This window comes from Pseudomonas sp. JQ170C (genome assembly GCF_035581345.1).
Classification (GTDB): Bacteria; Pseudomonadota; Gammaproteobacteria; order Pseudomonadales; family Pseudomonadaceae; genus Aquipseudomonas.
In genome coordinates this window covers 4,647,391-4,667,480 of record NZ_CP141608.1, presented here as the reverse complement: position 1 = coordinate 4,667,480, position 20,090 = coordinate 4,647,391, and the positions used below count along the sequence as shown (strand labels likewise).

General features: G+C 57.8%; 14 protein-coding genes. All 14 read right to left on the bottom strand.

What is annotated here, in order from left to right:
- Window positions 1-512: 512 nt before the first annotated feature.
- Window positions 513-1,499, bottom strand: a complete 987-nt coding sequence (locus U9R80_RS21240; RefSeq protein WP_301843105.1) for an amidohydrolase family protein — start codon at window positions 1,497-1,499, stop codon at window positions 513-515.
- Window positions 1,496-2,068: a 3-hydroxyanthranilate 3,4-dioxygenase gene (locus tag U9R80_RS21235; RefSeq protein ID WP_301843106.1), complete on the bottom strand. Its 573-nt coding sequence runs from the start codon at window positions 2,066-2,068 to the stop codon at window positions 1,496-1,498. Before U9R80_RS21235 ends, U9R80_RS21240 begins: the two co-directional genes overlap by 4 nt.
- A gap of 10 nt (window positions 2,069-2,078) precedes the next feature.
- Window positions 2,079-2,504 carry a RidA family protein gene (locus tag U9R80_RS21230; RefSeq protein ID WP_301843107.1) on the bottom strand — a complete coding sequence of 142 codons (426 nt, stop codon included), beginning with the start codon at window positions 2,502-2,504 and terminating at the stop codon, window positions 2,079-2,081.
- Window positions 2,505-2,528: 24 nt separating this feature from the next.
- Window positions 2,529-3,299: a 2-keto-4-pentenoate hydratase gene (locus U9R80_RS21225; RefSeq protein WP_301843108.1), complete on the bottom strand. Its 771-nt coding sequence runs from the start codon at window positions 3,297-3,299 to the stop codon at window positions 2,529-2,531.
- The gene (dmpG, locus tag U9R80_RS21220; RefSeq protein WP_301843109.1) at window positions 3,296-4,324 is read right to left on the bottom strand and encodes a 4-hydroxy-2-oxovalerate aldolase; all 1,029 of its coding nucleotides are present in this window, start codon (window positions 4,322-4,324) and stop codon (window positions 3,296-3,298) included. Before dmpG ends, U9R80_RS21225 begins: the two co-directional genes overlap by 4 nt.
- 10 nt (window positions 4,325-4,334) lie before the next feature.
- Window positions 4,335-5,273, bottom strand: a complete 939-nt coding sequence (locus U9R80_RS21215; RefSeq protein ID WP_301843110.1) for an acetaldehyde dehydrogenase (acetylating) — start codon at window positions 5,271-5,273, stop codon at window positions 4,335-4,337.
- Between the two features lie 11 nt (window positions 5,274-5,284).
- On the bottom strand, window positions 5,285-6,097 hold the full coding sequence (locus U9R80_RS21210; protein WP_301843112.1) for a fumarylacetoacetate hydrolase family protein: 813 nt from the start codon (window positions 6,095-6,097) through the stop codon (window positions 5,285-5,287).
- Window positions 6,098-6,111: 14 nt separating this feature from the next.
- Window positions 6,112-7,578, bottom strand: coding sequence for a 2-hydroxymuconic semialdehyde dehydrogenase (locus U9R80_RS21205; protein WP_442964919.1), 1,467 nt, complete (start codon window positions 7,576-7,578; stop codon window positions 6,112-6,114).
- A gap of 104 nt (window positions 7,579-7,682) precedes the next feature.
- Window positions 7,683-8,645, bottom strand: a complete 963-nt coding sequence (locus U9R80_RS21200) for a LysR substrate-binding domain-containing protein (protein ID WP_301843113.1) — start codon at window positions 8,643-8,645, stop codon at window positions 7,683-7,685.
- A 1,378-nt stretch (window positions 8,646-10,023) separates the two neighbouring features.
- Window positions 10,024-13,800 (bottom strand): YobI family P-loop NTPase, encoded by a 3,777-nt coding sequence (locus tag U9R80_RS21195; RefSeq protein WP_301843114.1) that lies wholly within the window; start codon window positions 13,798-13,800, stop codon window positions 10,024-10,026.
- Between the two features lie 294 nt (window positions 13,801-14,094).
- A complete protein-coding gene (locus U9R80_RS21190; RefSeq protein WP_324803861.1) occupies window positions 14,095-15,843 on the bottom strand; it encodes a hypothetical protein in 1,749 nt (582 codons plus the stop codon).
- Window positions 15,844-16,382: 539 nt separating this feature from the next.
- Window positions 16,383-17,315, bottom strand: coding sequence for a TniB family NTP-binding protein (locus U9R80_RS21185; RefSeq protein ID WP_301843116.1), 933 nt, complete (start codon window positions 17,313-17,315; stop codon window positions 16,383-16,385).
- Window positions 17,308-19,044: a hypothetical protein gene (locus U9R80_RS21180; RefSeq protein WP_301843117.1), complete on the bottom strand. Its 1,737-nt coding sequence runs from the start codon at window positions 19,042-19,044 to the stop codon at window positions 17,308-17,310. The genes U9R80_RS21185 and U9R80_RS21180 overlap by 8 nt, the downstream gene beginning before the upstream one ends.
- 345 nt (window positions 19,045-19,389) lie before the next feature.
- Window positions 19,390-20,049: a hypothetical protein gene (locus U9R80_RS21175; protein ID WP_301843118.1), complete on the bottom strand. Its 660-nt coding sequence runs from the start codon at window positions 20,047-20,049 to the stop codon at window positions 19,390-19,392.
- Window positions 20,050-20,090: the final 41 nt, after the last annotated feature.

Genomic DNA, 20,090 nt, shown 5'->3' with positions numbered 1-20,090 from the left:
GAGCGGTGCCTACTGATTCACCGGGGTCCAAAAGCAAGAGCGCAGCGAATTGTGCTCTTGATCTTGATCCACCCGCCCCGTTAACCAGAAGGGCCGAGTGGAGGTGTCGTGTAGGGGCTAGCGCGAAGCGCCTTCGGCCGTGGCCGAAGTTGCGAAGCGTAGACTTGGCGAAGCAAGTCGTAGCTCGCAATGCCCCGTAGCGACACCGTAGCGAGGGGACCCGAAGCGAAGCGTAGGGCCCCTGGTGGGGCGAGAATTTTTTGCTTACTTTTTTTTTCGACTGAAAAAAAGTAAGCCGCCGTAAGGGCGGAAGGGGCCAGTGGCCCCACCACACAAAATGGATAAGCTCGCCACCGCCACCGCCACCGCCACCGCCATCGCACCGCCCAAGCCAGCCAAGCCAAGCCAAGCCAAGCCAAACGTTCCCGACAATCCGTGATGAACCAACAAAAAAGCCCCCTCTCCGAGTATGGATAGGGGGCCAAGAGGCCAAGTGGCCGAAGCAAAGGAAATCAGAGACTGAAGAACTCCCGGGCGTTGCCGCCGGCAATGCGATGCTTGTCGCTTGCAGACAGTCCCGGGTGCTCCAGGACGCCCGCGCCGATCTGCTGCTCGCCCAGCGGGAACGGCGCATCGGAGCCGAGCATCACGCGGTCGGTCCCCATCACATCCACCAGCAACTTGAGCGAACGCTGGTCGAAGACGGCGGAGTCGACGTAGAAGCGCTTGACGTAGCTGGAGGGCAGGTTGGGGCAGTCCTCGCGGACGATGTCGCGGTGCTGCCAGGCGTTGTCGACACGGCCGAGCAGGAAGGCGAAGCCGCCACCGCCGTGGGCGAAGCAGAGGCGCAGGGACTCGGGCAGGGTTTCAAAGGCGCCGGAGAGAATCAGCGAGAGGATGCCGAGCTGGGTTTCCGCCGGCATGGCAACCAGCCAGGGCAGCATCCATTTCTTCATGCGGTCGCGGCCCATCATGTCCCACGGATGCACCAGCAGAGGGATGTTCTCGTTGGCGCAGTGGTGGAGGAAGGTGACCAGGCCGTCGTGATCGAGATCGTGCTCGCCGACATGGTTGCCGATCTGCACGCCGATATGACCGCAGGCCATGGCACGGCTGGCCTCGCGGCAGGCGGCGTCGATGTCCTGCAGCGGAACCTGGGCCAGCACCTTGAGGCGGTCCGGGGCATGGGCGGCCATTTCCACTGCGCGGTCGTTCATCAGTTGCGCCCAGGGGAGGGCGCGTTCAATGGGCTGCGCGTAGCCGAACATCACCGGGGTGGCGCACATCACCTGGATGTCCAGGCCTTGTTCGTCCAGATGCTCGAGGCGGCGGACCGGGTCCCAGAGCACATCGTGCACCGGGCGGAAGGGCTTGTTGCCGAGCATGATCTGGCCTTGGCGGCCTTCGGTATGCAGCCAGGGCGCGTGCTCGGGGCTCAGGCGGGCGGCTTCTTCCTGGCTGATAGTGGGGAAGAAGTGCGAATGGATGTCGATTTTCATGTGGGGTGGAACTCCTGGAGGGTCCGGTGCCAAGCCTGCCAGTCACGGCCGGGATGAATGTCACCGCATTGCGCGCAGCGGCGCTCGTCATCCGTGGTGGCGTAGAAGCGCTCGTACACCGGCGGCAGGTCGGCAACGATGCTTTCCAGCTGCATCTCGTAGCGCTTGATCAGGGTGCCGCAGCGGGCGCAGGACCATTGCAGGGCGTCATGCAGTCCGGCCGGGCGCTTGCGCTCGATCACCAGGCACAGGCTGCCGGGTTCGGGGCGCTGGGGCGAATGGATGACATGGGGGGCCATCAGGTAGATGTCGCCTTCCTTGAGGTCCACCCGCTCGTAGCGGCCCCGATCCCAGATGTTCAGGTAGGCGTTGCCCTTGAACTGGTAGAAGAACTCTTCCACCGGGTCGTCGTGGAAGTCGGTGCGCTGGTTGGGGCCGCCGACCACGGTGACCATGAAGTCGCTGCCCTGCCAGATCTGCTGGTTACCCACTGGAGGCTTGAGCAGATGGGCGTGCTCTTCGATCCAGCGATTGAAGTTGAACGGCGGGCTGAAGTGGTGCTTGTCCATTATTGTTCTCTCAGCGTGAGCGGGGCGCGTAGGCGACGGCCTTGATCTCGATGCGCAGGTGCGGGTGTGGCAGTTGGTGTACGGCGACCGTGGTGCGGGTCGGCCCGGTTTCGTCAAAGTACTCGGTATAGATTTGGTTGTAGCCGCCGAAGTCATTCATATCGACCAGGAACGTGCTGATCTCCACCAGGTCGGCGAGGCTGGCGTTCTCGCTGGCAAGAATGTCACGGATGTTCTCGATCACTGCGCGGGTCTGCGCGCGGATGTCCAGGTTGGTGGTGCCCATCTCATCCACTTCGACGCCGACGAAGCTGTTGTCCGGGCGGCGCGAGCTGGTGCCGGAGACGAACAGGAAGTCGCCGGCGCGCTTGATGTGGGGGAAGCGGCCGCGAGGCTTGGCCTTGCCGGCGACGACGGTGGCGCGGTTGTCACTCATGATGCGGTTCCTTGTGGGTTCGTGTCAGGGGCGCACGCTGAAGCTGCTTTCGCCCAGGCCCTGGATTTCGACGCTGACGTGCATGCCCGGGCGCAGCGCTTCGGCGGCGGTGGCAGCTCCGGCCATCACCAGGCTGCCGGCCGGCAGCACCCGTTCGGCGTCGTGCAGCAAGCGCGAGGCCTGCACCAGGCTACGCAGCGGCTGGCCGAGAATTGCGGCGGTGGAGCCGACCTGTACTGCGCGGCCGTCCAGGCGCATCACCACGCCGGCATTGGCCAGCGCGGAGAAATCCCGCGACCAGGGGCCGACGGTCAGGCCCGAGGAGGAGCAGTTGTCCGCCACCACGTCCTCGAGGCTGAACTTGAAGGCCTGGTAGCGCGAGTCGATGATTTCCAGCGCCGGGGCGACGGCCTCCACGTAGTCCGCCGCTTCCAGCAAGGTCAGCGGGCGGTCGATATCCCGGCGGGTGAGGAAGCAGACCTCGGGCTCGGCGCGCGGGTGGATGTAGCGCGCCAGGTCGACCAGGCCGCCGTCCTCTTCCAGCATGGCATCGGTGAGCCAGCCCCAGATCAGGCTGTCGACGCCCATCTGGATCATCTTGGCGCGGCTGGTGAAGCCCAGCTTGATGCCGATGCAGCGTTCGCCATCGTCGTAGCGGCGCTGCATGGAGGTGCGCTGGATGCGGTAGGCGTCGTCCAGCGAAAAGGGCGTCTCGACGCTGAACTGGGCCAGCGGCTGGGCACGCCGTGCCGCTTGGTCGAGCGCGGTGGCGATACGGGCGATTTCGGTGCTCATGGGCGGTTCTCCGGGTGCTGGGCCAGCAGGTCGAGGGCGACGTCAACGATCATGTCTTCCTGGCCGCCGACCATGCGGCGTCTGCCCAGTTCGACGAGGATGTCGAGGGTCTTCAGGCCGTACTTGGCGGCGGCCACTTCGGCGTGGCGCAGGAAGCTGGAATACACCCCGGCATAGCCGAGGCCGAGGGTCTCGCGGTCGACCCGCACCGGGCGGTCCTGCAACGGGCGCACCAGATCGTCGGCGGCGTCCATCAGGCGGTACAGGTCGGTGCCGTGGTTCCAGCCCAGGCGGTCCGCGGCGGCGATAAACACTTCCAGAGGCGCATTGCCGGCGCCGGCGCCCATGCCGGACAGGCTGGCGTCGATGCGGTCGCAGCCTTCCTCTACCGCGACGATGGAGTTGGCCACGCCGAGGGACAGGTTGTGGTGGGCGTGCATGCCGGTCTGGGTCTCGGGCTTGAGGCGCGCCTTCAGGGCGCGCATGCGCTCGCGGGTGTCGTGCATGTTCATGGCGCCACCGGAGTCGGCCATGTAGATGCACTGCGCGCCGTAGCTCTCCATCAACTGGGCCTGTCTGGCCAGTTCTTCGGCGGGGATCATGTGGCTCATCATCAGGAAACCGACGGTGTCCATGCCGAGCGAGCGGGCGTACTCGATGTGCTGCTTGGCGACGTCCGCCTCGGTGCAGTGGGTGGCCACCCGCACCGAGCGCGCGCCGGCGTCGTAGGCGGCCTTGAGGTCGTGCACCGTGCCGATGCCGGGGAGCAGCAAAACGGTGAGCCGGGCGTGCTCGATCACCTCGGCCGCGGCCTCGATCCACTCAAGGTCGGTGTGAGCGCCGAAGCCGTAGTTGAAGGACGAGCCTTGCAGGCCGTCGCCGTGGGTCACTTCGATGGCGTCGACGCGGGCCTGGTCGAGGGCGCGGGCGATGGCCTGGACCTGTTCCAGGCTGTACTGGTGGCGGATCGCATGGCTGCCGTCACGCAGGGTCACGTCGGAGATATACAGCTTCTTGCCGTTCATGGGGCGTTCCTCAGGCGTTCAGCAGCGAATGCGCCATGCGCTCGGCGGTGGCCAGCGCGGCGGAGGTCATGATGTCGAGGTTGCCGGCGTATGCCGGCAGGTAATGGGCGGCGCCTTCCACCTCGAGGAAAATCGAGGTCTTCAAGCCGCAGAAGCGTCCGTGGCCGGGGATGTTCAGCGGCGCGGACTCGGGGATTACGTCGAACTGCACCTTCTGTTTCAGGCGGTAGCCCGGCACGTAGGCCTGCACAGCGGCGGCCATTTCCTCCACGCTGCTCTCGATGCGGGCCTGGTCGGCGGCCTCGGACAGCACGAACACGGTGTCGCGCATCATCAGCGGCGGTTCGGCCGGGTTCATGACGATGATCGCCTTGCCCTTGGCGGCCCCCCCTATCACCTCGATGGCCTTGCTGGTGGTCTCGGTGAATTCGTCGATGTTGGCGCGGGTGCCGGGGCCGGCGGACTTGCTGGCAATGGAGGCGACGATCTCGGCGTAGTGCACCTTGGCCACCCTCGACACGGCCGCCACCATCGGGATGGTCGCCTGGCCACCGCAGGTGACCATGTTGACGTTCAGCGCCTGCAGGTGCTGCTCCAGGTTGACCACCGGCACGCAATAGGGACCGATGGCGGCTGGTGTCAGGTCGATCAGGCGCAGGGTGGGCTTGTGGGCCCGCAGCAAGGCGTCGTTCTTCACGTGCGCGCCGGCGCTGGTGGCATCGAAGACGAAGTCGATCTCGTTGAAGACTGGCAGGCGGGTCAGGCCCTCGACGCCTTCATGGGTCGTGGGCACGCCCAGTCGTGCGGCGCGGGCCAGGCCGTCTGACGCGGGGTCGATGCCGACCATGGCGCCCATTTCCAGGTACTGCGCATTGCGCAGCACCTTGATCATCAAGTCGGTGCCGATGTTGCCGGAGCCGACGATGGCGACTTTGAGTTTCTTGCTCATGGGGGCTCCTCTTAATTCCGGCTGGCAAAGGCGGCGCTGACGCTGCCCAGGCCCTGGATGTGGGCGGTGAACTGGTCGCCCGGCTGGGCCGCGACCATCGGGCCGAGCGCTCCGGTCAGCAGGATGTCGCCGGCGCGCAGCGGCTCGCCGAGACGGGCCATGGTGTCGGCGAGCCAGACGGCGGCGTTGAGCGGGTTGCCCAGGCAGGCCGCGCCGGCACCGACAGACACCGGTTCACCGCGCAGGGTCATGCTCATGCCGCAACGCACCAGATCCAGCTGGTGCAACTGCACCGGACGGGTACCGAGCACGAACAGGCCGGACGAGGCGTTGTCGGCGATGGTGTCGACCAGCTTGATGTCCCAGTTGGCGATGCGGCTGCCGACCACCTCGATCGCCGGCAGGGCATAGGCGGTGGCGCGGATCAGGTCGGCGACGGTGTGGCGTTCGTGGGGCAGGTCGTGTTCCAGCACCAGGGCGATCTCGGCCTCGACCTTGGGCTGGGCGCAGTCCGCCCAGGCGATCGGCTGGCCGTCGCCACGGGCCATGTCGGCCAGCAGCAGGCCGAAGTCCGGCTGGTCGACGCCCAGCTGGGCTTGCACCGCCAGGCTGGTCAGGCCGATCTTGCGGCCCACCGGGCGGCGCCCGGCGGCCACGGCGAGCTGGTTGTTGTGACGCTGCACGGCGTAGGCCAGGGCCACCGCATCGGTGTCGGGTTCGCTGGCATGGGCGGCGGCGATCAACTCGCGCACCGGTGGGCAGGGCTGGCCGCTCAGCTGCGCCTGGCGCAGGAGATCGGCGGCTTCGAGGAGGACGGCATGCATGGGAGTACTCCGGCTCAGGCGTTGACGCAGACGGTGGTGGCTTCCGAGTAGAAGTCCAGGGAGTGACGGCCGCCCTCGCGGCCCAGGCCGGAGAGTCGTGCACCGCCGAAGGGCGTGCGCAGGTCACGGAGGAACCAGGTGTTGACCCACACCATGCCGACGCGCAGCTGGCGGGACACCTTGTGGGCGCGCTTGAGGTTGGTCGTCCAGACGGCGGTGGCGAGGCCGTAGGCGGAGTCGTTGACACGACGGATCACTTCTTCGTCGCGGTCGAACGGGGCGACGTGACAGACCGGGCCGAAGACTTCTTCACGCACGCAGTGGGCGTCATCGGACAGGCCGGTCCAGATGGTCGGCTGCACATAGGCGCCATTGTCGCGGGCATCGCCGAAATGCGGCACGCCGCCGCCGGTGACGACGGTGGCGCCCTCGCGGCGGGCCAGTTCAAAGTAGCCCAGCACCTTGTCACGGTGCTTGTGGGAGATCAGCGGGCCCATGTTGACGCCGTCCTCGTCCGGGTAGCCGACCTTGAGCTTTTCGGCGCCCTCCTTGAGGGCGGCGACAAAGCGCTCGTAGATCGGCCGTTCGACGTAGACCCGTTCCGAGCAGAGGCATACCTGGCCGGAGTTGGTGAAGCTGGAACGCAGCACGCCGGCAACGGCGGCGTCGAAGTCGCAGTCGGCAAAGACGACGGCGGCGTTCTTGCCACCCAGCTCAAAGGACACCTCGCGCACGCCCTCGGCTGCCGCTTTCATGATGGTGGCGCCAGTGCGGGACTCACCGGTGAACGTAATGGCGTCCACATCGGGGTGACGGGTGAGGAATTCGCCGGCCGAGTTCGGCCCGAAACCATGCACCAGATTGAACACGCCCGCCGGCACGCCAGCTTCCTGCATGACCTCGGCCAGCAGGGTGGCGGTGGTGGGCGAGTCTTCCGAAGGCTTGACCACCACCGAGTTGCCACAAGCCAGCGCCGGTGCCACTTTCCAGGTGAGCAGCAGCATCGGCAGGTTCCAGGGGGAGATGATCGCGACTACGCCGTGAGGCTTGCGCACCGTATAGCTGAAGACATCGTTGCCATCGGCAGTCCGCATCTCGTAGTACTCGCCGCCGGCCTGGCGAATCAGTTCAGCGAAGGTGCGAAAGTTGTGAACGCCGCGGGCGATATCCAGAGTCCGGGCCTGCTGTACGGGGCGGCCGGTGTCGGCCACCTCCGCGGCGACGAACTCCTCGAAGCGGCGCTCGATGCCTTCGGCGATTCGCAGCAGGACGTCGGCTCGCTGACTGGCACTGTAGTCGGCCCAGGGACCTTCCTGGGCCGCCTTGGCTGCGGTTACCGCACTGTCCACCAGCGCTGCGTCGGCCTTGCAGACCCGGGCCAGGGTGCGACCGTCGATGGGGGATACATTGTCGAAGGTCGCGGCGGTGGCAACGAACTCTCCGTTCACGAAGTGGCGCAACAGGGGCAGGGGATTGGGCACGGTGACCTCCGATTCTTGGCGTTTCGGAGGAGTCTATGGGGTCTTCCTATAAGCGAGTAATCAAACAATTGCTGTCAGGTATTAGCAAATGGAATGCCTGGCGGTTAGCCCGGCTGTTCGCCATGTTGCTCTTGGGCAGCCTGCTCCAGACACTCGCGAAACAGCCGTGCGGCCGGCCCCAGTTCGCGGTTGCGGGCGTGAAAGTAGCCGATGTCGCCGAACTGCAGATGGGTACCCAGGTCCAGGGTGGCCAGCAGCCCGGCTCCGGTGAATTGGCGGGTCGCTTCCAGGGGCATGACGGCGACGGTTTGCTGGTCTTGCATCAGGCTGATATTGGTGAGAATCGACAAGGACTCGACCACGTTGGGGGGCGCCGTCAATCCGGCCTCGTCGAAGAGGCTGTCGACGGTGCGGCGCAGCAGCGAGTCGCGCGTCGGCAGCACCCAGGGATAGTCGTGCAGGGCCTTGAGGTTGATCGGGTTCTGGCCAACGAGCGGGTGATTCGCGCCGGCGACGACCGACAACTCCTCGCCATAGAGCACAACCGCCTCCAACTGTGACGACTCGTGGTACCAACGCCAGTCGTCCGGTACACGACCCACCACCAGGTCGACCTCGCCCACGGCCAGGGCCGGGAACAACTGGTCCATCTGGCCGACCCGCAGTGACACCAGAACCTTCGGCGCGCGTTGCTTGAGCAATTGCAGGGCACGCGGTAGCAGCGAACTGGATGCGGAAATCAGGGTGCCAACCAGCACATGTCCCGAGGTGCCTTCCTGGTAGGCATTGACCTCGTCCGTCAGCGAGCGCAGTTCGGCCAGCAGCGATTTGCTGCGTCGCGCCACCAGCTCGCCCAATGGCGTGGCCCTGACACCCCGGTTGCCACGGACCAGCATCGGCGCGTCGAAGTAGGATTCCAGCTCATGGATGATCTTGGTGACCGCGGGTTGGGTCAGGCTCAATGCCTGGGCAGCGCGGAGCAAGGAGCCGCTCTGAAGGACCTGATCGAACACCATCAACTGGTAGAACTTGAGTTTGCGCGCAACTGACAGATGAGTGAACTGCATGCTTGACCTTCAAATGACGGGCTTGTGAGGCGGAGCATTGCACACTTGAGGTGGCTCGATTCAAGTAGCGGATTTTGCCGAGGCAAAAAAAGGTTCTTCACGGAATTCGGGGGAGTGTGATTTTAGTGTTGGTGTTGCGGGCTTATCCATTTCATGGGGTGACGCTGGTGGCCCCTTCCGCCCTTACGGCGGGTCCCTTTTGTCTTGGTGGCAAAAGGAACCAAAACCGCTCGCTCCTGCATACGGCCCTACGCTGCGCTCCGGGTTCCCTCACTCCGGTGTCCTCCAGGGGCCTCCATTCGGCCTCCTGAAGTCGCGAAGTTACGGGCGGCGCCTGTGAGGACGCATCTTCGAGATCAAACTCCACTGCCAACAGCCAGGTAGGAGCGGGCTCGGTGGGAGCGGGCTTGCCCCGCGATAGTCCCCTGAGCCGTGCACATCCAGCTGCAACGCTGAAGCGGGATCACCGGCAGGCATGGATCTATCGGCAAGATTCAAAATCCATCGCGGGGCAAGCCCGCTCCCACAGATTGGGCCCGTTCTCACTGGCGGAAGCCCGCTTTTGATCTTGATCTTCATGCACAAAAGTTCAGGCGCCGCGGAGTGCGACTTCAGGAGGCCGAGTGGAGGTGCCTGTAGGGGCAGTGCGCAGCACCCTTCGGCGTAGCCGAAGACGCGAGACGTAGACTTGGCGAAGCAAGTCGTAGGCCGCGTGGCCCCGGAGGGCGCCGGAAGGAGGGGACCCGGAGCGTAGCGCAGGGCCGGATGCAGGAGCGAGCGGTTTTGCCTACTTTTCCCAAAAGAAAAGTAGGCCGCCGTAAGGGCGGAAGGGGCCGACAGCCTCGCCGCATGGAACGGATAAACCCACAGTCGCAACACCAACACCAACACCAACACCAACACCAACACCAACACCAACACCAACACCAACACCAACACCAACACCAGAATCACACTCCCCAGGACTCAGTGAACAGCCCAAAAAAAAGCCACCTTAGCGTGCGGCTAAGGTGGCTCGGTTGACAGCTACGGAGCGCATAGGTTTTCACTTTGCGCTGAAACAGTCATCTCATGCCAGACGGTCTGGTCGAGGGTGAAACTGATCTTGCTTTGAAATAAATTTTCATCAATGCTGAAATTTCAGGTGCGATAGTCAACCATGACTGAACTCTCAGCTTACCGCTAGACCGATATTGTGAGTATGTGGTTCTACCTCGACTTACCCAATGAGCGTTAGTGGAAATGCCCGCATCGGTTAAGGAGACGAGCCCGAGCTGATTAGCCACGGCCTCTGAAAATCACCTTGTGCAGGCCTGCCCACCAATCTAGTCGGCAGCGGGTGACCATTCGATGAACCCGCTATCCAGCAAAATCATACTTATAGATTGCGCTTGCTGTAGACGACGATACGTTTCGCCTCAGGTTTCACTGCACCTACGAAATTGCGATTTCTCAGCGCTTCAGCAAGACGGCGATCATCTTCTGACGTGGAAAAGCTCACACGCCGTTTATTGAGAAGCGCTCCATGTTCATCCCCGATCAGCGGCAGTACTGTAGCAACGTCACCCCATCCGCAGTTCATTTGCAGAGCCTGGATGAGCATTTCCTGTCGGTCTGCGGGAGAAAGGTTGCCATTACTCAGAAAGTGTAGAATCACGGGCAGATAATCGGCGGGGAAGGTTGTTTGTTCTTTGTTGGCTCGCGCACACGCCTTTGCCAACTCAACCACAGAGTCTTCACACAGGCCGAACATTTCTATGCTCACACCTGACCACATCTTGATGGTTTCGGTGATAGAGGCCTCTGCAATACGACTTAGCCATGTCACCAGGTGTACTGGCATCGAGGCAAGGTTAAGGTAGACGCGCGCATCCCTCCAGCGTTTGGCGATGTAAGTGCCTTCCAATTCCGGCGAGTTTTGCGCAATCAGTTCTCTGATTTCCGAGCTGTAAGGAATGAAACCCTGATTTACGAACAAAGGCCATCGTGTGGAGGGCATGGTGGGCGACGCCCCTACCACAACCGATGGAGTCAGGACGATGTGTGCGAAAAGCGTGCTCAATGTAATGTTGCTGACCTGCTCGCTGTTGATGAAAAAGTGTTGAAGCCGCAGGTCTGCTTCAGATATTCCCCAGAGTTGACTGGCGAGAACTGTCGCATTCAACTCGATGTAGTTGTGGAAGATCGGCTTCCACGCATCACCCAGATCGACACGTTCAGGTGCATCCGCGGGCGCGAAGATCACGCTGTTCACGAACGTCCAAATAGCCCTACCGGGGTGCTCAAGCCGCGCTGATTTTAGCGCTGGAAGCCAAAGTAGCTGCGGGAGCAACTGCAGCGACTGCACTGTGCCGGTAGAGCGTTCAAACACCTTCAGCAGCAGTTCCTCATCTTCGTCATCCTCTAATAGTTCCAAAAGCGCTTTCAGCGATTCAGAGGACTCGTGAAGCTTGCCTTCCTGCGTCAGCAGCGCTTCCACGAAACCACTCGGCGAATGTTTAATGATTGCATCAACACTCGGGGCGTCGAGTCTGCACAGTCGATGATAGGTGACCTGCTCATCGACATTGTCAGGGTCAAGCGTTCGACACAGGAGACGGAGCATCCCTAGAGAGGTCTCGATGCAACCCCATTCCATCAGACGCTTGAGGTCATCAGGTGAAGTGGTTTCGCTGATGTTGGAGAACCTTGCCGGTTTAGCTTTGAGCCAACCCCACCCCATCTGCCCGCTTTCCATGTGCGGTACTAGCTTCGACACATCGGATAGCCCATTGATCATCTTCAAGAAAGTCCCTCGACGCCCTTGTAGTTGCTCCGCCTCGTCTACCGTCAGTGTATCCAGCACCGTTCGCACGAGTTCCTCTCGGGCAGTCAGCGCTTTCTCGTAGGCAAGCAACTGTAGGATAAGGTTCGCATCGACCCTGAACATTGCTTTGATGAAAACATTTCGATCCGCGTCCAGAAGCATCAAGTCAAACGCCTCTGCCAAGCGATCCATATGCTGATGGCCGCTCTTGAGAATCACAGTGAGCTGTGCGCTCCTGTTTTCAGCGTCTTCGGTGCGGTGGCGGGCGAGCTCCCCGATCAGGTGCATGAGAATTCCTTTCCCCTTGTCCAGGGAGTCGAGGTCAAGCTTACCGGCGACACGCTCTGGGTTGCTGATTGCGGTGCCAACATCAGGCATTTCGCCTCGGCCAAGAGCCAGGATCAGGTTCTTGTCAGACTGGGTGAGCGAGCCTTCGTAGAAGTAGCCAAGGTAATCGGAGTAGTCGGTATCCAGAAATCCGCGGTGCAGCAGGAAGGCAATGAGCTTGTAGTCCTTGAGCTGCGCGGCGAATGTCTCGCCGTAACCGTTATGACTTGCCTCCCTGAATGGCATGGTTTTGAGCTTAGTAATTTGTTTTTGCAGCGAGCTTAGTTCGGTATCGATATCTTCTAAGGAGATCTCCAGCCGAGCAGCCCGCTTCTCATATGAAAGCTCATTGAGGACAGTCAAAGGCTGCACCGGGTTTCCTTTCTGACTGTTGTACCTGTTGTTCATGTCAAAAAAAGGCCACACATTCACCGAGCGACAGGCTTTGGTGAATCCTTCGTGGGTAACAAATTCAACCAGTGCGAGCGTCGACTGATCCTGCAGCGAGAGACAATTTGCGCTGTTGAGCGCCCCTTGATGCATGATCTCATACCAGACGACGGCACGGAGGTGAATCAGGTCGCTGGCAACTTCAAGCTCTCGCTCCGCGCGCCGTTCTCTCAACTTAACGATGTCGTTCGTCAACTTTTGGGTCTCGTGATGAACCCAAACGGGATAGCCCTCGATGATCGTATGAATGACTCCCTTGCGCTTCAGCAGGTCGGCGTATGCCTCGGGATAAAGATTGCGGACGGCGACCATTGCGAAGAGCTTGTTGGGATCAAGCAACAAACCATCTTGGCTCAGTAAATTCGCGTAGATGTCGTACTCGTTCACAATGTTTTTGATCAGCCGCATCTCATCGATGTAATAGCACACCGTCTCGATCAGCTTGGGCTTCAGCCCATCGCTCAGTGGCTTACCCGTTACCTTGCGGTCCTTCATCAGCTCTACCAGCTTCTCCCGGGAGTTCTCCGAGTTCACCACCGGGATAATAGGAATGATCAGGTCGAAGAATTTGGTCTTGTCGGTGACGGTGAACATCTCATCGCGGATGGCGTAGATGAAGTGAACGGGACGTCTGATCTGCGGAGACCGCTGGATGATGAAGTTGATTTCGCGCAGCCTGAAAAAAATGTCCTGGATGTCAAACCTGTCCAAGTCTTCGATCACTACAACATTGATGTCACTACGCTCGAAGCAATAGATGATTTCGTCGATGTTTTTGTGAAGCACTGATCCGTGTTGCGTAGCCTCAAGCTTGCCGCCTTTGAGCGTCAAACCATCGATGCTGAAAAGCGAGAGCATCCTTAATCCGACATACAGGGCCCAGACGCCCCCCCCGAGCACTCCAACCACAGCAAGTGATTCGGGTACCAGAAGGAGCCATTGCAGGAACCACTCTACGGACACATTGGACAGCGTTTTCAGCTTTGGGGCCCATAGCCGTAAAGCACATGTGACAATGAATGCAATCCGCAAAGTCTGCCAATAGATCCGCAATGTTGAAGACTGGGTTATTCGCTTGAGCCGCGTCTTCGGCACATCCTTTGCTGGCACAGCGTAAAGCAGCTGCTGAACGATCGTTTCTTCGATTCGATTGATCAGGTCGGAATTTTCCGTGTCGGGGGGAGTAGCGGTTGCTGTCACAGCAGCGTCCCCGGGCGCACCATCAGTTATCACCTCAGATGCCGCCGGTCGCTGCTTGCTGAATGTGGCCAAGGAGACAAAGATGTGGTCGAACGCAGGGTGGTGCTCAAAGAAGGTCTTCAGCACACTGCTTTTTCCGGCGCCGTAGCCGCCTGTAACCGCGATATTCAGAACTTCCTCGTTTTTCAACGCACGCAGGAGCTCGCGCTCGTACCGGTCGGCCCTTCCATTCTCAACTAAGACAGGGGTCAACGGCTCGAAGAATGGCTCATCCCCCTTGCGCCCCGCGAGAAATGACCTGCGGGTAGCCCGCCCGCCCGCCACAAGCGCCCACCAACAGCGGCTAACGCCGCGTCCAATACGTCCAAACATCAACCTTGATCCTGGTTTCTGGCCTTCCGTGTCGCGCCTGGCGCGGACAGCTACCAATGCCCCTGTAAGCGTGTGCACCATTAGCGCTCACGCGTCGTCATGTCAGTAGCGGCTATATGACATATTTGGCGGGCATTCGCCAGGAATCCAGGGCTCTACGTGTACCAAAGAGGTCGGATGCGGGAGGGACTCCAATGGTCCGGTAATGGCAATAATGTGCGCACTGTAAGCTGAGGGTGTTGTCTGGGCTATTGCAGCGGTTCGCCCACGGTGATACGCCTGATTGGGATTCGCCTAACGGGGCAAATCCTTTACCCGTAGTTCCAGCAACGCTTGGACTTCAATTCTTTTCACGAACGGGTGTGGATAGTCAAATCCTGGTACACGGTATGAGGAAATGGTTCTTTGTTTCATTAAGAGGCTAATATGAGCGGACGATAGCCCCAGGATTTTAGCTGCGTCGGTTGGGCTGCAATATTGGCCCATGAAAGCGTTGAGCTTGATGGAATCGGTTGGTGTAAGGAATTTTTGGTTGTTCAGTTTCAACGGGTGGACAAAGCCGGGGAAGACGAAGCGTCTGGAAAAAGCTGCATGCGTGATGTTAAAGTTATCTAGAACGTCGGACAGTTTCGAAAGGCTGGAGATATTTTTTCTTATTGAACTTATTTCATCGTGAGAAATTGATCCGTGACCTCTGTATTGCGCTGCTCGACTAGGACGAATGTCGCGGGAAAAAAGCTTCCGCACATCTCCATATGTTATCCCTAATGCCTTCGCTGCGTCTCGTAAAGTCATGACCTGGTTGAGTGAGAGACAAACTCCAAATGTATCGTGCGTTGGATTGATCAGTGCGTATAGGTTCTCTGGAAGGTGTTTGCGATCAAATATAGTATTTGCGTTGCCATTAACCAGCTGTCCAGAGAGGCCATGGATGTTATGGCGCTCGAGGATACGACATATTTTATTGGGGGCCAAGTAAAGCTCGCGGCCTAAAATTCGTGGAGTAGCAAAGCGATCATAAAAGCTGACTACATCATCACGAACAAAAACTCGACTGTTGTCTGTTGAGCACCTGATCAGCCCGAGGTCGCGATAGTAAATAACCGAGCTCCGGTGTACCTTGAGGTGCTCGGCCACTTGATCGAGAGTTAACGTCTGTAAATGCTCTGTGGTGCAACGGTTTATTTTTAATTGATCCCTCAAGGAGTTAGTTTTTGGTGGTATTTTTTTTAATGATTGGAGCACTGTTGGGATTTCTTCGGTGCGGACGAGATATGGAGCTCCGGAGTGGTTGATCAACGGCTTGATCGTTTTGCAGCGGTTGAGTGCAGTAATTATTTGAGTGTGCGTAACTTTTAGGCGAGTGGCCAGCATTCGTGTAGATATGAATGCAGTCTGAAAGACGTTGATGTCATTTTTTTGGTAGTAGGGCCGCGTGCGAATTCTAGCGATGGGGGTGAGTAGTCCCTTTTCAGATAAAATACGGCATTCAGCGTGCGTGAGACCTAGGCGTTTCGAGGTGACAGCTAATGTGGAGCATGATGAAACTATTTTTGATTCAAATTGAAGTTTTTTCTTTGTGGTTTTCGCTGCAAAGTCGATAATTGGTTGGCGGATTTGCTCAAGGTCGGCAAAGCTATAATTTTTCTTGTTGTGGCGTTTGTTTGCCTGGAGAAACTCTTTCCATACGCGTGACGTTACTCCGAGTAAAAGCTTCATGCCGGTAACGGTGATAGGCTGAGCTGGATCATTGTTTATAATATTTGAGTTTTTCTTCGGCAACGCTTCAATATCGGAGGCAATGGCCGGATGCAGCCTCCTGAGCTGAGCAGTCAGTATTTCAGCTTGGACCACATCCAGCGGTTTCCAGATCTCAGACAGAAGAGGTTTTAGCCTATGAGCGTCATCAAACACCAAGGCAGTGGCCGCATCAAATACACTGTGGCTGATGCGGTTGATTTTGTGTCTGGAAATGCCAAAGGCGCTTATCATCGCCATGAGTGAGTCTAGCTTTTTCTGATCTTGTTGTTCAAATATCTGCATCAGACGTTTTTCGGGAAGGCACTCGTCTTCAGAACATGCCGGTGAATCCCAATCTGCCCCGCAGGCACAATGTAGCGAACTTTGATTTCTTAAAGCCAAACGCCGCTTGCAGTGAGGGCATGCAAAAAGCAGCGTGCGGCAATGTACCGGACAATGTCTGCAAAGACAGAGGTCATTGATGAAATGGTCGTATCCCGACTTTCGGCATTCACTGCATACCGGGAAGGATCGGGCTCTCAATAGCCGCCTTCCGACTCTCACATTTCCGAGCAGGAAGGCCCCTTTAGGTGCATCTTGTTCTGCTAACGCGTAGAAGCCATTTTTGATGCGTTGCTGTAACGACGGCCCTACTTGAGAAAGCATTATTGACTCATAGCGGTTGCCTTGGAGTAGTGAGCTCCCATGGGGTGTATATCCATACCCGAAAAAATAGGCACCTAACTTAGAAACGGTAGAGTAACCGTTTTGGCTAGCCAGCCTACGGATTATACTGCTAGCGCTTTCACCGGGCTGAGGCAGAGGGATAAAATTAAGTGTTTTCATTGTCTTCTCTGAATCATGTCATAGCAAGATGATAAAGTCAGCCCCAATGGCTCTGGACTCATGCTGAGCTTCAAGTCGATTAACTTGCTAGCTTGAGCAAAGTCAGAAATTTCCAAACTCAGCCGCTGATGAGCGAGCATGTGCTGTGCGGCACCGTGGATGATCATCCTGATATATTCCAAATTACCGGATGTGGCGACATACAGGCGCACCGCTACATCAGAATCAGTGAGATGAGCCCCCGAACTAAGCTGGCCGCGGGTATAGAGCTGCTCGTCGAGCCTGCTGAGTAACACCATGTAATCCGAGTCGCGGTCTTCACTGAAGTCGAGATGTTGCAGGTCCACAACGAAAGGAAAGCGGCGGGCGAATGCCGGACGCTGATTCAACAGAAACTTACATTCGGGAGCCCCTGCAAGGACAAAGGGGGTCATGGTTTCGTTCATCATGGTGATGAGCCAATCGATGACAACTCCCCACGTTTTTTCTGCTTCGGGCCTGGCCAAGTGATGAAATTCATCAAGTTCACAGACTTCGACCTGACAGGTTTTCAGCAATGCCATCACGCGATAGCTCAGTTCCACCGTATCGCCCCTTAAATCAGAGCAGCCCAGTTCCCGAACCAATTTTTTGGCGAAGGCTTTTACGGTCACCGGCGAAGGAACGCTGCAATAGAACGCGGGCCGAATCGTAGTGATGCCGTTCTGTGCTATCAGCTCGTAGGGAGGGCCAAACGAATCACGGAACAGTTGAAGCAACGTGGACTTACCACAACCTGACGGTCCCACCACCATCGCGGAAGTGGGAATTCCCCGTTGCCGGGCGGTCTCCACGCTTTTTTGCAACATGGTGTACGCGTGGAGAAATGACGGAAACAAGACCAGCTGTTGCGAATAGTCGAGTAGCCATTGGTTGTCGGCATTACTCATGGCGCACCTCTACTGTAGAGAAGGGTGAGAGTGGGGTTGCGTCGAGCAGCGTGATCGGTGGAAGTGGGACTGGATTGGGACGTAGAGCGGAATCCCGAGAGGGCGAGGTTGGGTAACTGTCAATCGGTTCCTGACGGTCCGAGGCCTGGCTTTCCTGCAAGCGTGCTAAACGTTTCTGTGCCGCTTTGCGCTTGTTGTTGCGCAATGTGATGATGTATTTGACGCGGCATTCACGAGCAGACCTGAAATCGAATGCTTTCCGTTCGTTTCGCAGTTGGTTCTGCACCAGACGGTGCATTTGCATAGTCAGGCCGTTCTGGTACTCCGGGTCGACCGCTTCAACCGGATAGAGGTCTTCCGGCCTGTCCGGGTGGCAGATCCAAATTGTGCCCAAGTCACTGATGTCGTAGAACACCGTGAGTCTGACTCTTTTGGCCCCGCGGGTAGTCAGTGCTGGCACTGCTGGCCCGGTCCATTGAAGTTTTGAGAATCCGATCCGGCCGTTGGATGGAAGTGCTGTTATTTTGCTCCAGAACAAGCGCTGAATATCCGACTCACTGAACCTTTTCGGCGGAAATTTTTTATCGAGGAATTTGTTCCAGGTGTTCAGTGGCGAGTCATTGAGAGATCGGTGGAAATTCTGATGATAGATACCAAGAAATTGGCTGAAGCTCTCTTTGAGCTCGGCGATGGTGTATGTAGCATTTTTTTCAGAGTTGTAATCTCCCCGTTCGTCAGGGTTTGAAAATGTCGTACCGCTGAGGTGATGGGCGAACTGGATGTTATGAGTTTTAAACCAGCGTTCGACATAGGGCTTTTGGTCTGGGGTGAACGGCTCACAGTAAGTTACTTGGGCACCAAGCAGGTGCATGATATATGCGATTTTTTTTCCTGCAAATTCACTGCCGTTATCCAGAATATAGGTGGTGGCAAGGCCGGTATAGAGCAAGTCAGAGCGCAGCGAATGCCTGAGTGCCCGGAGTGTCTTTTCAATACACGGTGGATTGATAGAAATATCCCATCCAATAATTACACGAGAACACACATCAATCAGTACCGTAAGCCAGGCACGACCTATCACTACCCCACGATCATTGACGACCAGAACGTCGATCAGCTGAGTGTCGCCCTCCACACGGTCCAGTAAATACGTTAGTTGACCTTTTCTGCTGAACTTTTGTTTTCTAATAGCATATTGTCGCCCTCGTTGCGTGATGTCCTTTTCATAGGTGTCATATTGTTTAATGATACGCCAAATGGTCGAACTGCTCGGGACGCTCAGCTGGTCTGTAATCGGCCGCTTGCTATTGAGGTCCTCAAGACAACATTGAATGACATCAGTAACTTCAACGATGCTATGCGGAAGTTCTATTAGGTACAGTTCGCGTACCCAGTGCTCAATGGTTTCGGCAACAACGTTAGGTTGAAGATCGAGCAGCCGACGCCGGCGCTGCAGGGGCGAGCGGATCAGTGCAATAGGACTACCACCGGACTGTCGATAGAGTTTCATCCAGCCGTACAAGGTGGTATAGCAGGGGGGATGAGAGTCAGCTATTTGTTTGCTTATCTCCTGGATCAGCGCCACGGTCGCTGGACGCGGTAGACTTCCACCGAGTTTCGCTTCTGCAATGCGGACATACTGCAGGCGCTTGTCCAGTTGTTGTCGTTGATCGTCGTTAAGGTCGGCAACGATGCGCAGTACATTATGTTCCAGCGGGGCGTCCTGCACGCGAAATAAGTTCCCGCGAAAAAAAAGCGTGGCGCAGTCGCTCCAGCGTATGTATCGCAATATGGGTACGCCTCACTATACTTCGCAGGTGAGCCCGCTTGTCATCGACCGCAATGACCAAATAAACCTCCGTATAAAAGCGCCACTGTTCGCCAACCCGTATGTTGAATTCATCAGGGGAAACGTTCATGATCAAACCTCTTTAATTACGGATTACGGTAGCTAAGTACCTATAGCGTGAGGGAGGGGCTGAGCTGTCACTGTGTTATGTGTATAAGTTCGTAATCCCAATTAGGGCAGTCTGGACAGCCGTGGTCTCGCAGGGTGTACACCATGCTTGAGGAATTAATTAAGCCAGACCATAGATTCTAATGTGATTGGCTTGCTTATATTGCATTGAATGACTTGGTAGAATAGTGCGTGGGCAATCTCTGCCGGGGTAAATTTATTCTGCAATAGCTGGCGCAGCGGGATTGCTTGAGGTTGCTGAGCTATAAGGTGGCGAATCGCTCTGCCTGCTCCCCCGTCATTGCTATAAGCAAGGTGGTACAAGTATTCGAGATTGGAGGTGCGTGTGGCATTGTAGAAATTGCACATTGGCAAACACTCCAAAACGCAATCGTGCTCAGCCAGCAGGTCGATAATGCGAGAGAGTCTAGCCCGGATTCTTTTGCACTCGAAACTTTTGTCGTTTTTTACTTCAATTAATTGCTGACTGCCGCTGGTAAACGTCACTTGGAAGTCGGGGGTGTAACGAACCTTGGTCGCGACAAACTTCAGTGTATAAGGATGAATTTGATAGCAGAGCACGTCGGTCCTTCGTTCCAGCTCCAAGCTGAAGGCCGCTTCGAGTAGTGACTCGCACATGAGTGGGGCGTTGTTTTTCCTGGAGGGAAAAATGGTGACGCGGCTGCCGTGTCGACCATGTCTTGGTAAACGGCACGCAGTGAAAGTGGCAACGTTGGCCAGCTGGCGCTCAATGGAAACAAGATTGATTGAAGACATCTCAACCTCCAATTCGATAGGTATTGTAAATACCTATGAGC

What these genes read in the sequence shown, in the direction of transcription:
- U9R80_RS21240 (WP_301843105.1), bottom strand. Translation starts at nt 1,499, where the DNA reads ATGAAAATCGACATCCATTCGCACTTCTTCCCCACTATCAGCCAGGAA.
- U9R80_RS21235 (WP_301843106.1), bottom strand. Translation starts at nt 2,068, where the DNA reads ATGGACAAGCACCACTTCAGCCCGCCGTTCAACTTCAATCGCTGGATC.
- U9R80_RS21230 (WP_301843107.1), bottom strand. Translation starts at nt 2,504, where the DNA reads ATGAGTGACAACCGCGCCACCGTCGTCGCCGGCAAGGCCAAGCCTCGC.
- U9R80_RS21225 (WP_301843108.1), bottom strand. Translation starts at nt 3,299, where the DNA reads ATGAGCACCGAAATCGCCCGTATCGCCACCGCGCTCGACCAAGCGGCA.
- dmpG (WP_301843109.1), bottom strand. Translation starts at nt 4,324, where the DNA reads ATGAACGGCAAGAAGCTGTATATCTCCGACGTGACCCTGCGTGACGGC.
- U9R80_RS21215 (WP_301843110.1), bottom strand. Translation starts at nt 5,273, where the DNA reads ATGAGCAAGAAACTCAAAGTCGCCATCGTCGGCTCCGGCAACATCGGC.
- U9R80_RS21210 (WP_301843112.1), bottom strand. Translation starts at nt 6,097, where the DNA reads ATGCATGCCGTCCTCCTCGAAGCCGCCGATCTCCTGCGCCAGGCGCAG.
- U9R80_RS21200 (WP_301843113.1), bottom strand. Translation starts at nt 8,645, where the DNA reads ATGCAGTTCACTCATCTGTCAGTTGCGCGCAAACTCAAGTTCTACCAG.
- U9R80_RS21195 (WP_301843114.1), bottom strand. Translation starts at nt 13,800, where the DNA reads ATGTTTGGACGTATTGGACGCGGCGTTAGCCGCTGTTGGTGGGCGCTT.
- U9R80_RS21190 (WP_324803861.1), bottom strand. Translation starts at nt 15,843, where the DNA reads ATGCAGATATTTGAACAACAAGATCAGAAAAAGCTAGACTCACTCATG.
- U9R80_RS21185 (WP_301843116.1), bottom strand. Translation starts at nt 17,315, where the DNA reads ATGAGTAATGCCGACAACCAATGGCTACTCGACTATTCGCAACAGCTG.
- U9R80_RS21175 (WP_301843118.1), bottom strand. Translation starts at nt 20,049, where the DNA reads ATGTCTTCAATCAATCTTGTTTCCATTGAGCGCCAGCTGGCCAACGTT.